This window comes from Nonomuraea antimicrobica, assembly GCF_039536965.1.
GTDB classification, from domain to species: Bacteria; Actinomycetota; Actinomycetes; order Streptosporangiales; family Streptosporangiaceae; genus Nonomuraea; species Nonomuraea antimicrobica.
In genome coordinates this window covers 62,258-82,802 of the sequence record NZ_BAAAZP010000049.1, presented here as the reverse complement: position 1 = coordinate 82,802, position 20,545 = coordinate 62,258, and the positions used below count along the sequence as shown (strand labels likewise).

At 67.4% G+C, this 20,545-nt stretch carries 17 protein-coding genes, 1 tRNA gene, 1 pseudogene and 1 riboswitch; of the genes and pseudogenes, 13 read left to right on the top strand and 6 right to left on the bottom strand.

Features of this window, described 5'->3' with window-relative positions; translation table 11 throughout:
- The first annotated feature begins 129 nt into the window (after positions 1 to 129).
- From ABD844_RS13575 to ABD844_RS13555, 5 genes are all read left to right on the top strand, one after another.
- Complete coding sequence (locus ABD844_RS13575; RefSeq protein ID WP_344877060.1) at positions 130 to 993, top strand: metallophosphoesterase; 864 nt, start codon at positions 130 to 132, stop codon at positions 991 to 993.
- A gap of 64 nt (positions 994 to 1,057) precedes the next feature.
- Positions 1,058 to 1,131, top strand: a tRNA-Pro gene (locus ABD844_RS13570).
- 154 nt (positions 1,132 to 1,285) lie between these two features.
- Positions 1,286 to 1,519 (top strand): GntR family transcriptional regulator, encoded by a 234-nt coding sequence (locus ABD844_RS13565; RefSeq protein ID WP_344877058.1) that lies wholly within the window; start codon positions 1,286 to 1,288, stop codon positions 1,517 to 1,519.
- Positions 1,452 to 2,459, top strand: coding sequence for a GNAT family N-acetyltransferase (locus ABD844_RS13560; RefSeq protein WP_344876661.1), 1,008 nt, complete (start codon positions 1,452 to 1,454; stop codon positions 2,457 to 2,459). Before ABD844_RS13565 ends, ABD844_RS13560 begins: the two co-directional genes overlap by 68 nt.
- 662 nt (positions 2,460 to 3,121) lie before the next feature.
- Positions 3,122 to 4,351: a helix-turn-helix domain-containing protein gene (locus tag ABD844_RS13555; RefSeq protein ID WP_344876659.1), complete on the top strand. Its 1,230-nt coding sequence runs from the start codon at positions 3,122 to 3,124 to the stop codon at positions 4,349 to 4,351.
- A 1,252-nt stretch (positions 4,352 to 5,603) separates the two neighbouring features.
- Here ABD844_RS13555 and ABD844_RS13550 read toward each other — a convergent pair.
- Positions 5,604 to 6,743 carry an amidohydrolase family protein gene (locus ABD844_RS13550; RefSeq protein WP_344876657.1) on the bottom strand — a complete coding sequence of 380 codons (1,140 nt, stop codon included), beginning with the start codon at positions 6,741 to 6,743 and terminating at the stop codon, positions 5,604 to 5,606.
- Positions 6,744 to 6,934: 191 nt separating this feature from the next.
- Here ABD844_RS13550 and sigJ point away from each other — a divergent pair, with 191 nt between their 5' ends.
- Positions 6,935 to 7,870 (top strand): RNA polymerase sigma factor SigJ, encoded by a 936-nt coding sequence (gene sigJ / locus ABD844_RS13545; protein ID WP_344876655.1) that lies wholly within the window; start codon positions 6,935 to 6,937, stop codon positions 7,868 to 7,870.
- Between the two features lie 885 nt (positions 7,871 to 8,755).
- A complete protein-coding gene (locus ABD844_RS13540; protein WP_344876653.1) occupies positions 8,756 to 9,313 on the top strand; it encodes a hypothetical protein in 558 nt (185 codons plus the stop codon).
- A 433-nt stretch (positions 9,314 to 9,746) separates the two neighbouring features.
- Here the strand turns inward: ABD844_RS13540 and ABD844_RS13535 are convergent, their stop codons facing one another.
- Positions 9,747 to 10,709, bottom strand: coding sequence for a serine protein kinase RIO (locus tag ABD844_RS13535; RefSeq protein ID WP_344876651.1), 963 nt, complete (start codon positions 10,707 to 10,709; stop codon positions 9,747 to 9,749).
- A gap of 1,151 nt (positions 10,710 to 11,860) precedes the next feature.
- On the opposite strand from ABD844_RS13535, the gene ABD844_RS13530 reads away from it, so the two are divergent.
- On the top strand, positions 11,861 to 12,022 hold the full coding sequence (locus tag ABD844_RS13530; RefSeq protein ID WP_344876649.1) for a hypothetical protein: 162 nt from the start codon (positions 11,861 to 11,863) through the stop codon (positions 12,020 to 12,022).
- A gap of 148 nt (positions 12,023 to 12,170) precedes the next feature.
- Here the strand turns inward: ABD844_RS13530 and ABD844_RS13525 are convergent, their stop codons facing one another.
- Together ABD844_RS13525 and ABD844_RS13520 are read right to left on the bottom strand one after the other, a co-directional pair.
- The gene (locus ABD844_RS13525; protein ID WP_344876647.1) at positions 12,171 to 14,327 is read right to left on the bottom strand and encodes an FAD-dependent oxidoreductase; all 2,157 of its coding nucleotides are present in this window, start codon (positions 14,325 to 14,327) and stop codon (positions 12,171 to 12,173) included.
- A complete protein-coding gene (locus tag ABD844_RS13520) occupies positions 14,317 to 14,529 on the bottom strand; it encodes a hypothetical protein (RefSeq protein WP_344876645.1) in 213 nt (70 codons plus the stop codon). Before ABD844_RS13520 ends, ABD844_RS13525 begins: the two co-directional genes overlap by 11 nt.
- Before the next feature lie 176 nt (positions 14,530 to 14,705).
- Between ABD844_RS13520 and ABD844_RS13515 the strand changes: the two genes are divergently transcribed.
- Both ABD844_RS13515 and ABD844_RS53105 read left to right on the top strand, forming a co-directional pair.
- On the top strand, positions 14,706 to 15,356 hold the full coding sequence (locus ABD844_RS13515; RefSeq protein ID WP_344877056.1) for a TetR/AcrR family transcriptional regulator: 651 nt from the start codon (positions 14,706 to 14,708) through the stop codon (positions 15,354 to 15,356).
- Between the two features lie 152 nt (positions 15,357 to 15,508).
- Positions 15,509 to 15,607 (top strand): annotated as a pseudogene (locus tag ABD844_RS53105) (IS982 family transposase); the annotation flags it as partial.
- Between the two features lie 39 nt (positions 15,608 to 15,646).
- Here ABD844_RS53105 and ABD844_RS13510 read toward each other — a convergent pair.
- Positions 15,647 to 16,219 (bottom strand): GNAT family N-acetyltransferase, encoded by a 573-nt coding sequence (locus tag ABD844_RS13510; protein ID WP_344876644.1) that lies wholly within the window; start codon positions 16,217 to 16,219, stop codon positions 15,647 to 15,649.
- 610 nt (positions 16,220 to 16,829) lie between these two features.
- Here ABD844_RS13510 and ABD844_RS13505 point away from each other — a divergent pair.
- Complete coding sequence (locus ABD844_RS13505; protein WP_344876643.1) at positions 16,830 to 17,393, top strand: RNA polymerase sigma factor; 564 nt, start codon at positions 16,830 to 16,832, stop codon at positions 17,391 to 17,393.
- Entirely contained in the window at positions 17,393 to 18,328 is a 936-nt protein-coding gene (locus ABD844_RS13500; protein ID WP_344876641.1) for a CU044_5270 family protein, read from the top strand. The genes ABD844_RS13505 and ABD844_RS13500 overlap by 1 nt, the downstream gene beginning before the upstream one ends.
- Positions 18,329 to 18,701: 373 nt before the next feature.
- Here the strand turns inward: ABD844_RS13500 and ABD844_RS13495 are convergent, their stop codons facing one another.
- Complete coding sequence (locus ABD844_RS13495) at positions 18,702 to 19,058, bottom strand: winged helix-turn-helix transcriptional regulator (protein ID WP_344876639.1); 357 nt, start codon at positions 19,056 to 19,058, stop codon at positions 18,702 to 18,704.
- Between the two features lie 139 nt (positions 19,059 to 19,197).
- On the opposite strand from ABD844_RS13495, the gene ABD844_RS13490 reads away from it, so the two are divergent.
- The gene (locus ABD844_RS13490) at positions 19,198 to 20,088 is read left to right on the top strand and encodes an alpha/beta fold hydrolase (RefSeq protein ID WP_344876637.1); all 891 of its coding nucleotides are present in this window, start codon (positions 19,198 to 19,200) and stop codon (positions 20,086 to 20,088) included.
- 146 nt (positions 20,089 to 20,234) lie between these two features.
- Positions 20,235 to 20,444, top strand: a riboswitch (cobalamin riboswitch).
- Positions 20,445 to 20,545: the final 101 nt, after the last annotated feature.

The following is a 20,545-nucleotide window of genomic DNA, read 5'->3' as shown; positions in this document are numbered from 1 at the left end:
CCCATCCCCTCCACCACGTAGACCGGTCCCTCCGCCACGCGCACCAGGTGAGGCATCGCGAACGGTCGTCCCGCGCCGGATGTCGGGCATCATGAATACGTGAGGAAAGCCGTCGCAGTACCCCTGACCATGCTCGGTCTCGGCCTGGCCGGGCTGGGTTACGCCTCCGTGGTGGAACGGAACTGGTTCCGTCTGCGCCGCTTCGACGTGCCCGTGCTGGATCGCGGCCAGCGTCCCGTACGCGTCCTTCACCTGTCGGACCTGCACCTGACGCCGGGCCGGACGATGCTGATCAACTGGGTCCGTTCGCTGGGGGCGCTGGAGCCCGACCTCGTCGTCAACACCGGCGACTCAATCGCGCACCCGGAGGCCGTCCCCTCGCTCCTGCACGCCCTGGAGCCCCTGCTGTCCCGACCCGGCCTGTTCGTGTACGGCTCCAACGACCTCTACGCCCCCCAGTTCAAGAACCCGGCCCGTTACCTGTGGCGTACGTCGAAGAACGAGCGCCGCCAGCACGTGCCCTCCCTGCCCTGGGAGGAGCTGGGGGCGGGCATGGCGGCCGAGGGCTGGCTCGACATGAACAACACCACCGCCCGCATCAAGATCGGCGACCTCGACGTGGCGGTGGCGGGCATCCACGACTCCCACATCTCCCGCGACCGCTACGACCTGGTGGCGGGCCCCGCCCCCGCGGACGCCGACCTCCGGCTCGGGGTCATGCACTCGCCGGAGCCCCGCAACATGACCAGCTTCGCCGCCGACGGCTACCAACTCCTGCTGGCCGGCCACACGCACGGGGGCCAGCTCTGCATCCCGTTCTACGGCGCCCTGGTGACCAACTGCGGCATCGACCGCGCCCGCGTCAAGGGCCTCAGCCGCCACGACAGTGCCTGGCTGCACGTCTCGGCCGGCCTGGGCACCTCCCCGTGCGCTCCGGCCCGCTTCGCCTGCTTCCCGGAGGCGACCCTACTCACCCTGGTCCCCCGGAGATAAAGGCGGTCACAACCACCATGGAAGTCCGCTAGACTTCAACAGCACGCGCACGAAGGGCGTGCACCGGGGTGTAGCGCAGCTTGGCAGCGCGCTTCGTTCGGGACGAAGAGGTCGTGGGTTCAAATCCCGCCACCCCGACAGAGTTTTGCCAGGTAGAGGGCTTGATCCGCCAAGCGGGTCGGGCCCTTTTCCGTTTCTGGAAGTCGATGGGAGCCAATCGGGGAGCCATCTCACTCGGACTCAACCCGTCGGCTTGTCGCCGAAGATTGTGTTCATGGTGTGAGCGCCCTTGGTGATCACCGGCTTGAGCGACCGGCTTCCCAGCACGTCAGAGCTCATGGAGCAGGAGCAGGTTTCGTCGCTGAGCGTGCGCCACGCCTACCAGGCGCTCATCGGCGAGGGCCTGGTCGTGGCGGTCCCGAAAAAGGGCTTCTACGTCCGCGAGTCGCTCGATCAGCGTGAGCATCCTGCCCGGCAGCCACCTGGTCGCTGGAACACCGATCGCCGAGCGACTGGGCATCCCTGAGAACGAAAGGATCGTCGTACGCAGCCGCGTCCGCTACATCGGCCCCGGCCTCGACCAGCCCGCCAACGAACCCGAATCGCTGGCCGACTCCTACTACGCCTACAACCTCGTCAAGGACACCGGGATCATGGAGCCGGACAGCGTCAACACGGCTCAGGTCCTGGCCGACCTCAGGTGTCCGATGCGCGACCACGTCGACGAGCTGACCCCGCGGATCGCCTCCCGGCAGGAGACGGACCGGCTGAATCTGGCCGGTGTCATGGCCGTGCTCGAAGTGGTGCGGACCACGCTGACCACCTCAGGCAAGCCGGTCCTGGTGCTGCACCAGATCAGACCGGGCAACGGGTCGAAGTCGTCTACCACGTGGGCCACAGCGATGCCTGAGCGTCCCGTCCTGGCGGCCCGCCTCGCCGTAAAGAGCGACACAGAGCGCGTCATCGAACTGCGTGCCGAGTCCGAACGCTGGTTGGCCAAGCGCGGCATCCAGCAGTGGACGGCCAGGTGGGACGAGATCGGCCGGGAGAAGATCCGCCGCAACATCGCCAACCGCGAGACCTGGGTATTCGAGGACGACGGCGAGGCGATCGCCGCAGTCACCCTGAACGCCCGGCCCGATCTCGACTTCTGGGACCTTGACGCCGACGGGCCCGCCCTCTACCTGTACAAGCTCCTCCTGGCACGCGACCGCGCGGGCGAGGGGTTGGGGGCCGACATCGTGAACTGGTCGGTGGACCAGGCCGCGCGGCGTGGGTTCCCCTGGCTACGCCTGGACGTGTGTCGCACCAACAAGGGGCTCCAGCGCTACTACCGGGAGCAGGGCTTTGACCACGTCCGGTCGGTCGACGTGAAGGGGCGTGACTCAGGAGCCTGCTTCCAACGGCGGGCCGCTCCCACCCCAGTCGAGAACATCATCGAGTGGAGTGCCGAGGCCGATGTGTGACAAGAGCAGCCTGCCTCAAGAGGTCCGCTTTCTGTGCCGATGGCCGGCAACCAGCGCGGCCCAGACGCGGCGAGCAGTGGCGTGGCGCCCTCGTACGGTCTCGTCCTATCCGTTCTCCTCGCTGTGGCGAAGGATGAGGAATTGCCCGGCATCACAGCACCACTCGTACTCGCCGCAGCACGAGGTTTCCATCACCCGTACGGGACGTGGGCCGTACGGGACATGCCGCGTCCAGACGTACATGGCGGTTTGCTTTCGCTTCGTGGGCAGAGGGCGGCGTCCGTTGCCGTCGCCCCCTGCGATCGCTGAACTGGTCCGACCAGCTTCAAGAGCTGACGTCGGCGGCCCTCACCCTGCGCAGGCACAACGCGGTCGTGCCGTAGATGTAGGAGGGGGCCGATGCGTAGCGGTCAAGACGCACGACCTGAACTGAGCCCGTGGCACCGGGTGCTAAGGACTCAAGCGCCTGCCGCAGAAGCTCGGTGGCCCGCTCGAGCTCACCGGTTATGCCGCACGAGCCCCGGCCGTCGCTGTCAGAAGCCGTCCACGAGTAGAAACCATCGGTGTCCCCGTGCACGACTACATCAGAGCCAGCAGCGGCAGCGCGTCAGAAGAGGACACTGAGAGGCGAGGCCCGATGTCCGCCCCCGGAGGTGCACCGGATGAATGCCACTCCAGCGGTTCCCGTCTGGGCCACCCGTCTGCTGGCCGCACGCATCGCCAAGGGCTGGTCCCAGCGCGACCTGGCCCGCGAGCTGATCAAGGCCGCCGACAAGCCCCTCACCGAGCTGCCGAACCTCATCCGCCGCATCCGAGGGCATGAGACCGGCGAACACCGTCCTGACGCCTTCTACACCACGCTCTACTGCAAGGCGTTCGGCCTGACGGAAGACCAGCTCTTCGGCACCGTCATCAAGCCGGTCCCCGCCCTCGCCCTCCCCACGCTGTCCCCCGACGCCGACCTGTACGAACGCATCACCCGCGCCATCGAGCACCCCTCCCGCGTCGATCTGGCCACCGTGCAATGGCTGGAACACTGCCTGGCCGAACACCGCCGCGTCGAAGACACCATCGGCAGCCGCCCCCTCCTGCCCCTGATCCACGCCCAGCTCTCCACCGTGGCCGACCTCGCCCGAGGCGCCCAAGGCCCGCTCGCCGACCGCGCCATCGCCGTCCTGGCCCAATACGCCCAGTTCATCGCCTGGATGTGCCAAGACTCCCGCCAGCACGCCGCCGCCCTGGCCTGGTACGACCGCTCCCACGCCTGGGCGCTGGAAGCTGGAGACGCCTGCCTCGCCTCCACCACCCTCAACATGCGCGCCCACCAGGCATGGAGCCTCGGCGACGCACAACGCTGCGTCCGCCTCGCCCAAGCCTCCCGCTGGCACGACGGCCGCACCACCCACGGCGTACAAGGCATGGCCGCCCAGATGGCCGGCCGCGGACACGCCCAGATGGGCGAGGCCAACCAGGCCCGCACCCAGCTCGCCGAAGCCGAAGACCTCATCAGAACCGCAGCCGAACACCCCGAAGACGAACCACCCTGGATGTACTTCTACAACGAGGGCTGGTTCCTCATGCAACGCGGCATGGCCGAACTGGAACTCGGCGACGGCCGCCGCGCTGCCGACTACCTCGAACGCGGCCTGTCCACCCTCCCCGACCACTACCGCCGCGACAGAGCCTGGTACGGAGCCTGCCTCGCCCGCGCCCAAGCCCTCCAGGGCGACGCCGAAGCAGCAATCTCCACCGCCCTGGACGTGGCCCCGGACGCTACAGCGCTCAACGCCTACGCCGTAACCGAACTCCGACGAACCGCCAAGGACCTAGCGTCGGCGGGTGCACCCGGCGCAGAGGCGATCAAGGACTCCCTGACAGCCTCGCAGCCATGAATGCGTCCCGGCTGTCCCCGCTGTCTCTCACCCGCTCTTGAGGTGCGGAAATGCCTGCGGCGGAGAGGGACATTCCGGGGACAGCACTGCCCAGCCTGTCCCCGGGATGTCTGGAACACTGGCTACCTGGCTGGCCGCGCCCTCAAGTGTTTCAGCACTCGTGCGTAGATGGCTCTGCGGATACGCTCCCTCAGCCCGTCGACCCCGAGGCGTTGCGGACGCTTGGCATGAACACTCTTGTGAACGACCACTGTGGACCTGTGGACATAGGCACGGCTCACGCCCCTCTTCTTGTGAATCACGGGCCGCCTCACCTGCCGCACACGTGACGGTGCCGACTTCGCCTTCGGCGCGGGCGCGCGCTTCGAGACGGTGGACGACGTCTGTTCCACCGGCCTTGCCGCAGTCGCGGCAGAAGCAGTCAGTGGCGTTGGGGCCGGTTGCGCTGCGGCGGGCTGGGCGCGGGCGATCGCGCGTTCCGCTTGTATCGCATGACCGGCAGAAAACCCGAGACCTGCGCTGGACCCCATAGTGACGGCGAATGCGAGCGCGATGCCGAGCGGCCCACGGACACGCCGGGGTTTTGAAGGCGTACTACGGACGAACGCGGACGGTGGACAATCACACATCATCGGCCCCCCGAGATCATGAACTCATTGCGAGTAGACGATCACCTATCGTTGATCGTTCCCGCGTCTGGGCCCGTGACCCCACATGGGGCTCTCCCCATCCATACATTGGCCTCTGCATGACGTTCTCGTGACAACCGCAAGAGGCGATCACGAACGCCAGTGGATGTTCTTGCACTATCAGCGCACGCCAGATCCAACGCCGCGTCAGGCACGTCGAGGTTGAGGGGCGCCGCCGTGGCGGTGGCGGACGATCGGGAGGGCGGCGACGGGGTCGGCCTAGGGAATGAGAGCTTGGCATAAGGCCACTCACCGGGCCGCGCCAACGACCCAGCACCCGGGCGGCCCCACCTGATCGCACCCCTGTGGGCTGCGGACAAGCTCAACGCGGCGCTGCAGGTGGACGGAGGTCACCTCTGCGTGCAAGGGGATGCGTCCGCCACTGTGATGACCAGGGCGCGAGCCACTGCGGGCAAGCAGGACGCCACGGATCACCACAGACGTGCCATCCGAAGAACAGCGGTCCCACGCATTCACCACACGAACGCGCCCGATGGTTCCACCGGTGCGCCCGCCTGTCCACCGCATATACCCAGCTCAGCTAACGAATGGCGGCTGCCGTACTAGCGGGGTTGGCGAGTGCCGCGGCGCCATACCTCGGCGATCGCGGCGGTGGCGGTGATGTCGCTGGTCGGGTCGCCGTCGACGAGCAGGAGGTCGGCGCGTAGACCGGGGGCGACGTGGCCGCGGTCGGCCAACCCGAAGTGGCGGGCGGGCACACTGGTGGCCGCGGCGAGGGCCTCCTCGTTGCTGAGCCCGGCTTCGGTGAGCAGGGCAAGTTCGCGGTGCATGGCGGCGCCGTGTACGGGGGCGAACGGATTGGCGTCGGTGCCGGCCAGCAGTGGTACGCCGACCTGGTGCAGGGTCCGGGCGGCGTGGACGGCGTTGTCGGCGCAGCCGGGGAGCGCGTGGTCCGCCGCTTCAGTCTGCCCGGTGATCGCCTCGAAGTACGCCAACGTGGTGACCACGAACACGCCCTGTGCGGCGATCCGGGCGGCGAGCTCGTGCCCGGCCGGGTCCTCGGGCACGGCGTCGGCGTACACGTGGGCCAGGCCGTCGATGCCGGCGTCCAGCGCGATCGTGGCCTCCCGTATGGTGATCGCGTGGGCGATGGTGGTCAGCCCGTTGGTGTGGGCGGCCTCGACCAGCGCGGCCACGATCTGCGGCGTCAGCGCCGGGAGCCGGGCGCCGTGCACCACACCGTCGTCGACCACGATCTTCAGGTAGTCGATCCCCTCGGTCAGCCGCGCCTCGACGAACCGCCTGGCCTGCCCGGGGTCCGCGACGGTGTCGAACCCGCCAACGGCATCACCGAACGCCTCCAGCGTCGAGGCGTCGAACCCGCCCATCAACTGACTGGGGTGCCCCCCCGGGGCGGTGGCGAGCATCCCGGCACTGCGCAGGTCCGCCACCTCGTCGTCGCCGGCGGCCAACTCGCGCTGGCGGGCCAGGTTGCCGGGCAGGCAGAACATGTCCAACTCGGTGGTGACGCCGAACGCCAGCGCCTGGGCGAGGCTGCCGTCGAAGGTGTGGGTGTGCGCGTCGATCAGGCCGGGAAGCAGCGTCTTGCGGGACCCGTCGACCTCGACGTCGGCGGGGCGGCCGTCGGGTTCGGCGATCCGGTCCCCGTCTATGAGGACGTCGGTCCTCGGAACGGTCCGCTCACCATCGAACACGCGCACATCACGGATCAGGGTACGCATCGGCCCTCCTGGACTGCGTAGATTGCCGAGGCGGGGTGCCCCGGCGGTTACGCGATCCAAGAGGCAGGACGAGGCCGTAAGTGTGACACCACAAGCCGCGCCGAGACGTCGATCACATTTGCCTCGCCGGTGTCACACTCGCGGAGCCGGCGTACCTCTCATCAAGCGAGCCTGGAAAGGAGGCATCCACCATGACCGAGGGGCAGAAAGCCGACATCGCCGTGGCCGACCACGCCACGCGGGTCTTCGTCGGTCACCGGGAACTGCTGTTCGCGGTCATCTACAACATCCTCGGCAGCGTCGCCGACACCGAGGACGTGCTGCAGGAGACCTGGCTGTCCTGGGCGACGCGTACGGGGTCGAGGAACGCCGGGCAAGTTGACAACCCCCGCGCCTACCTCGTACGGGTCGCGGTGAACCAGGCCCTGGCCAAGCGAGCGGAGATCGACCGGCGGCGGGAGACATATGTCGGGCAATGGCTGCCCGAACCGGTCGTCACCCCGCTGGCGGACACCGGCGGCGCCGGGGACGCCGCCGAGGCGGCAGTCAGGGCCGACTCCGCCTCGATGGCGCTGCTCGTGGTGCTGGAGACCCTCACCCCGGCCGAGCGCGCCGTCTTCGTGCTGCACGAGGTGTTCGGCTATGCCCACACCGAAATCGCCGACCTGCTCGGCCGCAGCCCTGCCGCGGTACGCCAGCTCGCGCACCGCGCCCGCGAACACGTCCACGCCCGACGCCCCCGCCACCACGCCGACCCCCGCCTGCGCCGCGAGGTGACCGAACGGTTCCTGTCCGCCGCGCTCGGCGGCGACCTGAAAGCACTCCTCCAGGTCCTCGCGCCAGAGGTGACGCTGTGGACCGATGGCGGCGGGAAGGGACCAGCCACCAGCCTGCACCCCATCCACGGCCGCGACGCTGTCGCCCGGACCCTGCTGACCGTCGCCGCTTACGCGCGTGGCCTCGACATCCGCTACCGGCGAGTCAACGGCGATCCTTCCGCGGTGCTCTTCGACAGCGGTTCCCCAATCGCCGTCCTGGTACTGGACCTGATTCCCGACAGCCACCACGTACGCGGAATCTACTCCGTCACCAACCCCGACAAGCTCGCCCGGATCAACGACCGGTAACACCAACGTAGCGCCTGCCCGACACCTGCCCTCGGGGCGGGCGCGTTAGAAATCCGGGATCGCAAGCTCCGCTGGCCCTTGGTACGCCTACTTAGGATGGGACAAGTGATGACTGGTCAGTGGCCCACTTGCTGGACGGCTGCAACGAGGGTCTGAGTGACATTCTGCGTGACAACCAGCAAGCACGATCACGAACACCGACGTACGTTCCCGTACCGACTGCGCAGGTCACAGCCGCATGCAGCACTATACGAACTAGCGTTTGATTTGCTTCGAGACGAAGAGGTCGTGGGTTCAAATCCCGCCACCCCGACAGTATTGCCGCAGATAGAAGGCCGCTTCCGAAGATCGGAAGCGGCCTCTCTTGTCTTCTGAGTGGCTAACTGCGTGACTACACCACCGTTGTACTGCTCAGGGAGCCCAAGGCGCGGGGTCGATAGAGACGTGACGGTGCCGACTTCGCCTTCGGCGCGGGCGCGCGCTTCGAGACGGTGGACGACGTCTGTTCCACCGGCCTTGCCGCAGTCGCGGCAGAAGCAGTCAGCGGCGTTGGGGCCGGTTGCGCTGCGGCGGGCTGGGCGCGGGCGATCGCGCGTTCCGCTTGTATCGCATGACCGGCAGAAAACCCGAGACCTGCGCTGGACCCCATAGTGACGGCGAATGCGAGCGCGATGCCGAGCGGCCCACGGACACGCCGGGGTTTTGAAGGCGTACAACGGACGAACGCGGACGGTGGACAATCACACATCATCGGCCCCCCGAGATCATGAACTCATTGCGAGTTGACGATCACTCACCGCTGATCATGCCCAAATTCCTCCGCAGGTCCCGGCCCGCTTGGCATCCATCTAGTCAAGATCCAAGCGAAGGTCTTAGAGTTGCGCGGTGCTCACCAAACCTCCCGGATGGCCGTTACTAACGGCGTTTTCCCTCGCGGCTCTGGTAGCCCTGTGGTGGGCCAGCGCTCCCTACGTATACGTCGAGTTCCGCCTTTGGGTGTTCTTCATTGGTTGCGCGCTTGCCCTCGTCTGGACTGTACGTGCAGTCGCCGCGCTCATTGGCGATGCCGATGCGATCCGGGACCGCAAGCTCCGATGGTTCATACCGTGGATCATCGTCTGCGGCGTTGTTGTCGCCGTAAGTCTCGATATGCCGTTCCGGGTGCGGTTCGCATTGTCGGAGTCAGCATTGATTGCCCATGCCCAGGCCGTAGCCCGGAGCGGCACTGTCTCCCGGGAGTGCCACCAGGTGGGCCTCTATCCCACCTGCTGGTCGGAAGCGACACCCTGCGGCGGAGCAAGATTCACCGTCGATGACCCGGGAGTGCGCACGTCGGCCGGTTTCATCTGGAGTCCGGCCGGCCAAATGCCCGACAGCGATGTGGAGCAGTTCGATCCGATCTCCGGCCCTTGGTACGCATACTCGGGATGGGACAAGTGGTGACTGGTCAGTGGCCCACTTGTTGGACGGCTGCAACGAGAGCCTGAGTGACATTCTGCGTGACAACCAGCAAGGACGATCACGAACACCGACGTACGTTCCCGCACCATCTGCACAGGTCACAGCCTCACGCAGCATTATACGAACTAGTGCTCGACTTGCTTCGGGACGAAGCGGTCGTGGGTTCAAATCCCGCCACCCCGACAGTGTGGTTGCAGGTCAAGGGCCTGATCGCTGGAGACAGCGATCAGGCCCTTGACCGTTTGACCGTCATTTGACCGTCGCCCTGAACGGCTCCAAGGGTCACTGGCGGGTTCAAACAAGTTCTCCTGGGCACCATGATCACCCGGCTCCGACCACCGGGCTCGGGCGACAGTTCAAATCACGTGGACCTGACGCTGCGTCGCAGGCCAGACCAGCGCGAGCATGAAGGCGATCAGAACACCATCGTGAGCAGGTCGGCGAACAGCTCCTGTTCGTCGATCTCGAGCCCGCGGTTCGTGAACCACGTGGCCATGTTGTGGCAGTCGCGCAGCAGGAAGTCCATGCCCTTCGGGTTGCCGACGATGTCGACGACCTGGGGCAGGTCGATCATCACGATCCGCTCGGCCTGCGCGAGGACGTTGTACGGCGAGAGGTCGCCGTGCGCGAGCCCCGCGCGGGCCAGTTCACGCATGCCGTTGCGGAGCTGCTCGAAGTACACACCGAGCAGCTCCTTCGATGGCCGGACCTGGGCGAGCCGGGGCGCGGCGCCGCCCTCGCCGTCGTCGATGAACTCCATCAGCAGCTCGGTGCCGTCCACCTGCACGGGATACGGCACCGGGACGCCGGCCTTCCACAACCGGTTGAGGGCGTCCCATTCGGCGTATGCCCACTGACCGGCCGCGACACTGCGGCCGTGCGAGGTCTTCTTCGCCATCGCCCGATTGTCGCGGCTGTTGCGGGTACGGCGACCTTCGACGTACGACGTACTGCGGTGGAAGGACCGGTGTTCCTCGGTGCGGTACCGTTTCGCGGCCAGCAGCGAGGATTTCGCCGGGTTGTCGCCAATGGCTTCGACGGCGCGTTCGAGCAGGAAGACGTCGGCTTCCTTGCCGGTTTTGAGGACGCCGAGCTCGGTGTCGATCGCAGCCTGTTCCGTCACAACCCACGAGGGCCGTGGCTCCGGGCCGCGAGAACCGCGCTCGACCTCCAGCCAGGTGGACCACCGCTGGTCCGGGCCCAGCTCCTCGTCGACCGAATGGAACTTGAAGACGAAGGCTGCGGCCGGATCTGGTTGGGACTCGTCACCGACGAATTCGGAGCGGCGGGAGTCGAGGTCGGAGTAGGTATCAGAGAGTTCGTACTCGGAAGACAACGGGTGTGCTCCTGAACAAAGAGGTGGGACTGATGCGGACATGCCGCAGCGCAGTGATGGCCATCCGTCAGCCCTCCTTAGTCCAGGCAGCGCTCTCCGCCGCTCGATCGACCCAGCATGCCCCGCCCGTTTCGGACCCCGCAACGTATTTACCGGAGCTGGGACCACTCTCCAGCGACCTGGCCACCCGGACGCTGCGAGATGTCCACAGCGTGCTCAAGCGAGCCATTCGGCAGGCTCAGGCACGTGACCTGGCGTTGAGGAACGTTGCCGAGTTGGTCACCACGCCTTCGGGCAGGGACGGTCGTCCCAGCAAGGCGCTCACCCGGCACCAGGCGGACGCGATGTCAAGGCTGCGGAGTCGTCCGAACTCCACGCCTACGTGGTGCTCAGCCTTACCACCGGCATCCGTACAGAGGAAGCCCGAGCGCTTCGCTGGGATCACGTCGTCGCTTGGATCCCCCTGTCGCGACGTGAAGACGCCGACCGTTCCCAGAAGACCGCGGACGATCATCACACCGGAAGTTGAGAGTCTGCATCAGGCAGCGCTCGGTAGAGCACGTCGAACTGCTCTGGCAGCCCAAGCGCTCCGGCAACACCAGTTCGCGGGGCGTCCAGTTGGTTCCGATCTTTGCGTCTTTGGTGATCTTTTTGAACGCCCGTCGTACGTTCGCCGCATCGAGCGGAGTGCCGATGTTTGGTGCAGAACACCAGGCTAACTCGCCTGTCTCAAGGAGATGCGGAACGCGGCGTGCGAGAACTGCCACCTTTCGCCCCCTTCAAGGGCCAAGCCCCCACTCAGTGCGTGTTTGAGAGGATCGTCCATGTTCGGTATGCCGCAGGAGACCGGCAAACGCTGTCACTTGTCCCCGACACAACCAACTGGTAGTGGCGCAGCTCGTTATCCCCCAGCCGCGCCTGAACTGCCCGTGCACCCATGCCTTGCCCGGCATGCGAGTAGCCGTCGGCTTCTGGTCCGTATGCGTGGTCAGTACGTCCGGTCGACGCCGGCGCGAGCGAAGAGACCACCTGACCGTCGCAGTAGGTGACCGGGGCTGTCGAATCGCCCCGGGCAAGCACCTACTGTCCGTCACCTCCAACGGGGAGGGGTGCTGGCGCAGCCAGTCCCACACCTCCAGGAGGTGAAACAGCGGGCTCTCCGCTGTGCCTCCGATCGCTGGCGGGAAGTCGTCGTGCCAGCGGCGCCGCAGCGCGATCGCTACCCGCCCGACGCCCGCGAACGCCCCGATCTGGGCCAGGTTCACCCGGCGCGGATAGAAGGTTACGGCGCCGCCACGGCGCTCGATCACCGGATCGCCTCCGTCCGTCTGCGTGAGCTGGGGCTGACGCCCTGACAGTCCCTGCGCCGCGATAGGGAGGAGACGTGGGCGGTGGTGGCCCACGCACGGCGCGGACCACTACCGGGCTCACGGCTGGATCTGTGTGAGCAGGAAGATAGGTCTTGGACCGCCCACGTATATACGTGAGTCGACGCCCACGACTTTAGGTGTGGGCGGGTTTGATGACTCCGAACCACCGCTGCAAGGCTGCCTGGAGATCTTCGATCTCCGTGGGGTTGGGCCGGGGCGATGCAGATGCCCAGGCCACATAGCAGTCCGGTCGAAGGAGCAGGGCGGTGGGCGCGGGGGTCTGGGAGCGCGCCGTGACGATATCGACCTGGTCGTGCCGCAGGGCGAGTGTCCCTGCTAGCGATGCCTCTTCGGTCAGGTCGAGCAGCAGAGGGCGTGCGTTTCTGGTCAGCTCGGCCAGACGGACCGGTCCGGTCGGGGTGCGCAGGTCCAGGTCCGGGGCGAATCGGCCGGTCAGCGGGTGCGCCTCGTGTCCGCCCATGTCGTAGCGGACGTCGACGCCCGCGGTGAGTTCGGCCAGGCGCTGCACGGTGTCCGGGTCGCGGAGCAGTTCGGTGAACACCTCGCGCAGTCCGGTGACATCGCTGCCGGGAGCGATCAGGGCCGCCTGTGCCTGCGCGTTCAGCACCATGCGCTGGGCGGCCGATCGCCGCTCTGTCTCGTAACTGTTCAGCAGTCCGGACGGGGCACTTCCCCGGATCTCGGCGGCGAGTTTCCAGCCGAGATTGACCGCGTCCTGCAGGCCAAGGTTGAGCCCTGGACCGCCCCCCGTGGCGGCGTACACGTGGGCGGCGTCACCGATCAGGAACACCCGGCCGTCGGCGAACCGTTCGGCGACCCGGGTGTTACCGCCGGTCAGCCGCCGCAGCGCGTGCGGTCCCTGGCCGTCGGGCGGACCAAGCGGCACGTCGACACCGAGCACGCGGCGGATGCTCGCCCGCAGCTCCTCCAGGCTCATCGGAGCGTCGGTCGTGGGCTGGTCCCACTCTGTGGTGCTGACCAGCGGCGGGTGGCCAGGCATCGGCGCGTAGGAGAACCCTCCGTGCTCGGTGCGGAGGGGCAGGAACGGCAAGACAGCTCCATGGCCGGGCACGTTCAGCGCACCGGTCGCAGGATCGACCCAGTCCGCCGGGACCGTCGTATGCGCTGAGCGCACAGTCATCCGGTCGTAGGTGATGCCGGGGAATGTGATGCCGGAGAGCTTGCGCGTGGTGCTGTGAGCTCCGTCCGCGCCGATGAGGTACCGGGCCCGCAATTGGTATTCCTCGCCCGGGCTCGCGACGTCGATGGTCACCGCGTCGTCGTCCTGCGATAGGCCGACGACCTCGTGTCCTCGCCGGATCTCCACGCCCAGTTCGATGGCGCGCTCCTGCAGAACCTGCACGATGCGTCGCTGCGGCACCGGCAGGGCATAGACAGGGCTGTCCTGCAGCAGGCTCAGGTCTAGGCCCATCGCGCCGAACATGAAGTATCCGGAGTTCGGCTGCGGAGGTTCTGGGCTACCACTGAGACGTTCATGCAGCCCCCGGTGGTCGAGCACTTTCACGACTTGGCCGAGCAATCCGTTCGCTTTCGGTTCCTGGCTGGGCTCGATCAGCCGCTCCAGCACGACCGGCCGGGCCCCTGCCAGGCTCAGTTCGCAGGCCAACATCAGCCCGTTCGGGCCACCGCCGGCGATGACGACATCTGTGATCACGTGTTCTCCTTGGTTCGTACGGAACAGGGTGGGACGGGTGGAGCGCTGAGGCGTAGGGTCGTGGGCGGTGCCGGTGCGGCTCGCTTCGGGCCGCGGACTTGGGACGTGGTCAGCCGCGGTAGTACTCGGCGAGGGTGGTGAAGGCGGCCTTGGGTGCCCAGGGCATGTCGGGGTGGTGGCTCCGAGCCGGTTCTCGTTGACCTTGACGATGCCGTCGTCGGGGGGATCGCCGTCGGGCCGGTGCACATGGTCGTACAGGGCGAGGGTGAACACGAACGTGCTGTCGACGCCGCCGGCTTCGAATGCCTCCAGCAGCTCACGCACATACGCGGCCTGACCAGGCCCGTCCCGGGCATAGTCGCCGTTCAACTGGACAAGGCCGTCCTTGTCGTACTCGACGATCTCCAGACCGAGAGCGCCCCGCTCGCCGGCACCCTGGTAACCGGCTGCGCCGAACTCGGTGATCGCGACCGGCTTTCCCTGCGCGACCAGGCCACGGACGCCGTCGGTGAAACGGTCGGCGATCTCGGCCGACCGATAGAGATCCATGGACACGATGTCGAAGGGTGCCCAGTCGACCCGCTCAAGCGGCACGGAGGCGTAGGTCACCTTGCCGCCGAGACGACAGCGTCTCCTCGGCGGCCAGTTCGAGGGGGTAGGGGGAGAACCAGACCTCCAGGCCCAGATCGGCGGCGTGCGCCGCCGCCAGCTCGATCCGTTCCGGGTCGCCGCCCATGACACGGACCGCGGTGCAGTGCAGGTCATCGCGGATGATGCGCAGCTCGCGCTCGACCACGTCCGGGTCGAAGCTTGCGGGAGTTCGCTCCGTTCTTGACGAAGCCGATGTCGAAGCTGATGCCCTTGGCCCTCATCGTTCTGGTTCCCTCCTGAAGGGTGAGGACGCCAAGCTAGGCATAAATTTGCGTGCACGCAAATTTGCGCTGCACGCATCTAGACTATGCTGAGACCGTGATGACGAGCCGGACGGGGCTGCGCGAGCAGAAGAAGCAGGCCACCCGAGAGGCATTGCGCGCGGCGGCCCTGCGGCTGGCTCTTGAGCGTGGACCGGACAACGTGCGCGTCGATGACATCGCCGAAGCCGCCGGCGTCTCACCGAGGACGTACAACAACTACTTCTCCAGCCGCGAACAGGCGATCGTCGCCGCCGTCACCAGGGAACGAGAGGCACGAGTCGCGGCGGCGGTGGCCGACCGGCCCGACGGCGTCGGCCTCGCAGACGCCGTCATCGAGGCCATCGTGGATCAGTACACCGCCTCGGACGCACCCGGCCGGGACGCGCTGCTGCTGATCACCACCCGCCCCGCGCTGCGCGACGCATTCATCGACACCACCGCCGCGATCGAACATCCCCTCACCGAAGCCATCGCCGAGCGTCTCGGCGATGGCGACCCGCACACCGCACGGGTGCTCGCGGCGAGCGTGGCCGCCGCAGTCCGCGTGGCGCTCAAGCAGTGGCTGCAGACGACTGCCTCGTCCTCCACGGCCAGCGGGCTCGTCGTGCCGTCCGGCTCGCTACCAGACCTCCTGCACACCACGCTCGCACCCCTCAGACCCGCACTCGACGCCGCAGAGCAACGAGCACTCCACCACCGGCATCACTGAACTCCGGCCTCAAGAAACGGCGCCCCGGCATCTGCCGATGAATTGTCGCTGGCGCGTAGGAACCCGCCGAACACCACCAACCAGACCGCGCCCGCTCTCGTGCGACTACAACGCCTGACATGTGACAGAGAACTTAGATTGTCTGTCATGCCGGCGACCGGACCTTCGAAGGCGTCGCCGAGCGCATCCTCGCGATGGCCACGGCCATCTGGCACAACCACAAGACCGGCGCTCCGGTCCTGCGATCACTGACCACCGTCCTGCCGGCCGTTGAGGCGCCGGGCTGTCTATCAGCGCAGGTCGAGCCGTATCAGGACTCGGGGGTGACCGGCCAGCACCGAGGTGGTGTCGGCGGCGTGGACGAACCCGGCGCGCTCGAAGTTCCTCCGGATCCCGGCGTACGCCATCGTCACATCGACCTCGGCGCCACCGCTGTCCAGCGGGTACGCCTCGATCGCCGGTGCGCCATGGGCACGAGCGAACTCGACCGCACCGGCAATCAGGGCATGCGAGATCCCCCTCTTACGATGACCAGGGCGTACGCGGAGGCACCACAGCGACCAGACCGGCAGATCGTCAATATGCGGAATCCTACGGCTGCGCGCGAAGGAGGTGTCCGAACGGGGCGCCACGGCAGCCCAGCCGACCGGCTCGCCGCCGTCGTACGCGAGCACCCCCGGTGCGCGCTCCGCACGGCACAACTCGGCGACATACTCACCGCGGGCCGGCCCGCGAAGCTCGTTGTTGAGCTTGGACGGGATCCGGTAGCTCAGGCACCAGCAGACGTTGGCCCCAGGTGACTTTGGACCGACCAGGGTACGGACATCCTCGAAGGCTGAAGCCGGGCGAACTGCGATAGTCATGGCGCCACGATGTCACGATGTACCTGGTGCGGGCTTGTGCGGTCGGCCCGGGGCGCGGTGTCGGCGTTGCCACCGGTCCGTTTCCCCGAGCCGCCGTCCCGAACCCGGCGTGCCCGTCTCCGAGCATCGGGCTCTCCACAGGTCTTTGCCCAGTGGCCACCTTTTGGACCTGTCATCGCAGGGCGTTCGACCATTTCGCAGGCGTGCCAGGCTCGATCGTCCACGACCGAACCAGGACAGTGGTGCGCCGTCACGTCGCCCCGGGCAAGGCGGTGCCGCTGCACCCCGAAGCGGTTTGGCCTGACCGCACACGCACGGCGCGGTAGTCGCGTCCGTCTTGCCGGACGCCGCCGGCGCGGAGCCGATGGGAAGGTCATCGAAGATGATCGGCCCGGTGTGTGTGCAACCGTTCAGCGGAGTGTCGATGCTCGTGCAGAACACGAGGCTGTGAGCTTGCCAGGCGTCACCGGCTTTGAGCCTGAGGACGGCCGGCGAACCAACACCCGCGGACGGCGGCATGTCGATCCCCGCTGTGTCAGCGGCTCTGGGGAACTCGTCGACCCCCTTCGGGAGACAGCACGGTGAAATACCTACGTACGAAGGAGAGGCGTTGAGTGCTGAGACGGTCGAGATCGACGACGGAGAACTGATCCGTCGTTCGACGCACGACCCAGAGCAGTTCGCCGCGCTGTTCGACCGCTACGCCAAGCAGATCCATCTGTACGCGGCGCGGCGGCTCGGCACACAGGCCGCCGACGACATCGTGGCCGAGACGTTCCTGGCCGCCTTCCGCAGGCGCGGGGCGTACGACACGTCGTTCGCGCTGGCCAGGCCCTGGCTGTACGGCATCGCCACCACGTTGATCGCCAGACATCGGCGGCAGGAGGAGCGACTGCTGCGGGCGCTGAGCCGTACCGGGGTGGACCCTCTGCCTGAGGCGCTGGCCGACACCGTGACGCGCCGGGTGACGGCACAGGGCAGGGAGCGTGAACTGGCGGGGGCGCTGGCGTCGTTGCCCCGTGGGCATCGGGACGTGCTGCTGCTGGTGGCGTGGGAGGACATGTCGTACGAGGAGGTGGCGCGAGCGCTGGACATCTCGGTGGGGACCGTACGGTCACGGCTGCACCGCGCGCGGAAGACGGCCAGGAACGTGCTCGGGGACGAGGAGCTGTGATGAACGTGATCAAGGAGTTTCGCCGGAGCACCCCGGCAATCACCGACAAAGCCGCGGCTGCGGCCAGGGCACGGCTGATGACGGCGATCCACGAGCAGGAGGCCGCCGAGAAGCCGGCCGTGGCCCGCGCGAGAAGGTTCGGGTGGCGGGTCGCGATGGCGGCGGCGTTGGCCCTGGCCGTCGGCGGGACCACCATGGCGCTCAGGGACCAGCCGAGCTTGGCACCGGTGGCGAGCGTGGCCGAACTGGGCGAACGCGCCGCCCGGGCGGCCGAGAACGACCCCACGCCCGCCCCCGACCCCACGCAGTGGTTCTACACCAGGGAACTGCAGTTGACCGGCGTCGAAGGGGACGTCGACCGAGACCACCGCGGTATCTGGGAACGCTGGACCAGCGTGGACGGCAAGCGGTCGGCCTGGTACCAGGACGGCAAGCTGATGTTCCAGGGCAGCGCGGTCATGGATCCGGCCGAGCTGGCCAAGCCGCCTGTCACCCCGGCCGAGGTGATCGCCAGGATCGAGGCGGCCGTCCTCGACGAAGACCGCCGGGGGCCGCAGGAGCTGAACGGCCACGTCCCGCCGGTGATGCTGCTCATGGAGATCACGCAGCTCATGACCGATCAGTGGCTCGCCCCCGATGTTCGGGCCGCGCTCTTCCGCGCGCTGCCCACGATCAAGGGCATCACGGTGACCCAGGATGTACCCGTCGCCGACGGACGGCGAGGCGTGGCGTTCAGCCTCACCGACGTTGAGGCGCGCAGCTACCTGATCGTGGACCCGGAGACCTTTCGCTACCTGGGTACCAACTCGACGCGGCTGAAGGACCGGACCTACGAGTGGGCAGACGGCCGCAAGGAGACCTTCAAGGCGGGCACGGTGGGCCTGACCGCGCAACTCGAAGCCACGATCGTGAACCAGCCCGGCCAACGCCCCTGATCGCAGCAGAAACCGGGCCGACGACGATGGCCGGGGCGACGGTCCAACCGACGCCCCGGTACACGGCACGCCGTGGTGCGGGCGGTGGAGGAGACCGCCACCGAGCCCGACGAGCGCGGCTGGGTGCGCGCGACGGTGCCGGTCGAGTCGGCCGAGCACGCCTGCTCGGAGTCCCCCAGGCTGAGGGCCGAGTTCGAAGGTTTTCCCGAGACGAATGCCCGCGACCATTCAAGTTGCCGAGGAAGAACCGCATCAGCGACGGTCGGCCCACGTGAAAATGGGCCTGTTGGTAGACAGGCTCGCTGCCCGGATGCGGACACTTTGGACGTGCTCGATCTGGGTAGCGGCCCGCGGAGACGGCGCGGCAATCTGGTCAGGCAACGCTGGAAGCGCCATCGGCAGCTTGGATGGCCTCGATGGTCTGCATGTGCTTCTCGCCCCATTCGCCCAGCGGGATCAGCGCGGTGTTCAACGACCGGCCGAACTCGGTGAGTGAATACTCCACCTTGGGTGGGACCTGCTGGTAGACCTCGCGATGGACCAGGCCGCAATGCTCCATCTCGCGCAGCTGCTGGATCAGCATCTTCTCACTGATGCCCGGGACCTGACGGCGCAGCTCGCCGAACCGCATCGGCTCGTGATGCAGCGCCCAAAGGATCAGCGCCTTCCACTTGCCGCCGACCACGTCGACGGCGGCGTCGAGGCCGCACGAGTAGCTCGTCTTCTTCATCGCACACCCATTCACTGAGAAAAAGGTCAGTACCTTACAAAATAGTAGGTACTTGTCGAGTGGTTGGCAAGCTGTGAGGATCGTGCGTGTTCGGCCCGGAGGCAGCTCCGAGGCCATCAACCTGCAAGGAGATCGCGCAATGCAGCACGGTTCCGTGACCGTCAACGGTATCCAAATCGCCTACGTCGAAGAGGGCGAGGGTCCGCTGGCGCTGTTGCTCCACGGCTTCCCCGAATCCGGCGAGGCAACCTACCGGCACCTGATCCCGGCGCTGGCCGCGGCCGGCTACCGGGCCGTCGCCCCGAACATCCGGGGCTTTGCCCCCTCAGCCCTGCCGGCCGACGGCAGCATGCTGCTGGTCGACCTGGTCTCCGACGCCAATGCCATACACCAGGCGCTCGGCGGCGGCAGCGACGCGGTCCTGATCGGCCACGACTGGGGCGCCGCCACCGCCTGGGCCGCCGCCACCACCGCACCCGAGCGCTGGTCGAAGGTGGTCATCAGCGACGTCCCACCGCTGTGGTTCTTCGCCAACTACGCCAGCACCTATGAGGGCATCGAGCGGCTCAACCACTTCTGGTTCTTCCAGATGGACATGGCCGAAACGATCGTTGCCGCCAACGACATGGCCTGGCTGAGGCAGGTCATGCAGGACAAGTGGACCGCACCCAGCTACGACGCCACCGAGGACTTCGAAGCGGTCCGCAAGGCCCTGAACGAACCGGCCCGCCTGCGGGCTGCCTTGGACCTTTACCGGATGAACTTCGGCCCGAAGGTGATGGGCACCCCCGAATGGGAGGCCGCCCACATGGCGCTGTGGGGCGCGCTCCCCACCCAGCCCACGCTCTACCTGCACGGCACCGCCGACCAGAGCGTCTCCATGGACGAGGCGTCCCTGACCGCCATCCGTGAGAGCCTGGCCGACGGTTCTGAGACCGACTTCATTCAGGGCGCCGGCCATATCGTCCCCGCCGAAAAGCCCGATGCCTACAACGCCCGCGTCCTGCAGTTCCTGAAGAAGGCAGTCTGATCGACGCCCGGGTGCCGGATCAAAGCCCGAGAGATCGGGCACTGATCCGGCAAGGTTCGCGATCTGAACGGTCACGACCTGGCCGATCACTAGATCATCCCGACTCACGCACGGGACCCGTTGTCGCGTGAGATGCGTTTCGGCTCTAGTGTGGCCCTTGCAGTTGGTTCGCCCTGCCCGCCAGGCAGGCGCGTCGTAAGAGGGAACCCGGTGTGAGTCCGGGACTGCCCCGCAGCGGTGAGTGGGAACGACCGCCGTCACCAGCACTCGGCCTCTTGAGGCCGGGGAAGCGACGGCCAGTAGGAGCGAGCAGGACGCCCACGAGTCCGAAGACCTGCCACTGCCCGCGCGCACCAGCGCGCGGCGACGTCGACGGCCTCGAGGGCGGGCCGGGCGGACCCGCAGGCACGTGCCCATGCCCGCGCTGCGGTCGCGCCTTCGCTCCGGGGATCCGTCG

Excerpts from the sequence above, each read along its gene's own strand:
- ABD844_RS13575 (WP_344877060.1), top strand. The coding sequence starts at position 130 with ATGCTCGGTCTCGGCCTGGCCGGGCTGGGTTACGCCTCCGTGGTGGAA.
- ABD844_RS13555 (WP_344876659.1), top strand. The coding sequence starts at position 3,122 with ATGAATGCCACTCCAGCGGTTCCCGTCTGGGCCACCCGTCTGCTGGCC.
- ABD844_RS13550 (WP_344876657.1), bottom strand. The coding sequence starts at position 6,743 with ATGCGTACCCTGATCCGTGATGTGCGCGTGTTCGATGGTGAGCGGACC.
- sigJ (WP_344876655.1), top strand. The coding sequence starts at position 6,935 with ATGACCGAGGGGCAGAAAGCCGACATCGCCGTGGCCGACCACGCCACG.
- ABD844_RS13535 (WP_344876651.1), bottom strand. The coding sequence starts at position 10,709 with ATGTCCGCATCAGTCCCACCTCTTTGTTCAGGAGCACACCCGTTGTCT.
- ABD844_RS13515 (WP_344877056.1), top strand. The coding sequence starts at position 14,706 with ATGACGAGCCGGACGGGGCTGCGCGAGCAGAAGAAGCAGGCCACCCGA.
- ABD844_RS13510 (WP_344876644.1), bottom strand. The coding sequence starts at position 16,219 with ATGACTATCGCAGTTCGCCCGGCTTCAGCCTTCGAGGATGTCCGTACC.
- ABD844_RS13500 (WP_344876641.1), top strand. The coding sequence starts at position 17,393 with ATGAACGTGATCAAGGAGTTTCGCCGGAGCACCCCGGCAATCACCGAC.
- ABD844_RS13495 (WP_344876639.1), bottom strand. The coding sequence starts at position 19,058 with ATGAAGAAGACGAGCTACTCGTGCGGCCTCGACGCCGCCGTCGACGTG.
- ABD844_RS13490 (WP_344876637.1), top strand. The coding sequence starts at position 19,198 with ATGCAGCACGGTTCCGTGACCGTCAACGGTATCCAAATCGCCTACGTC.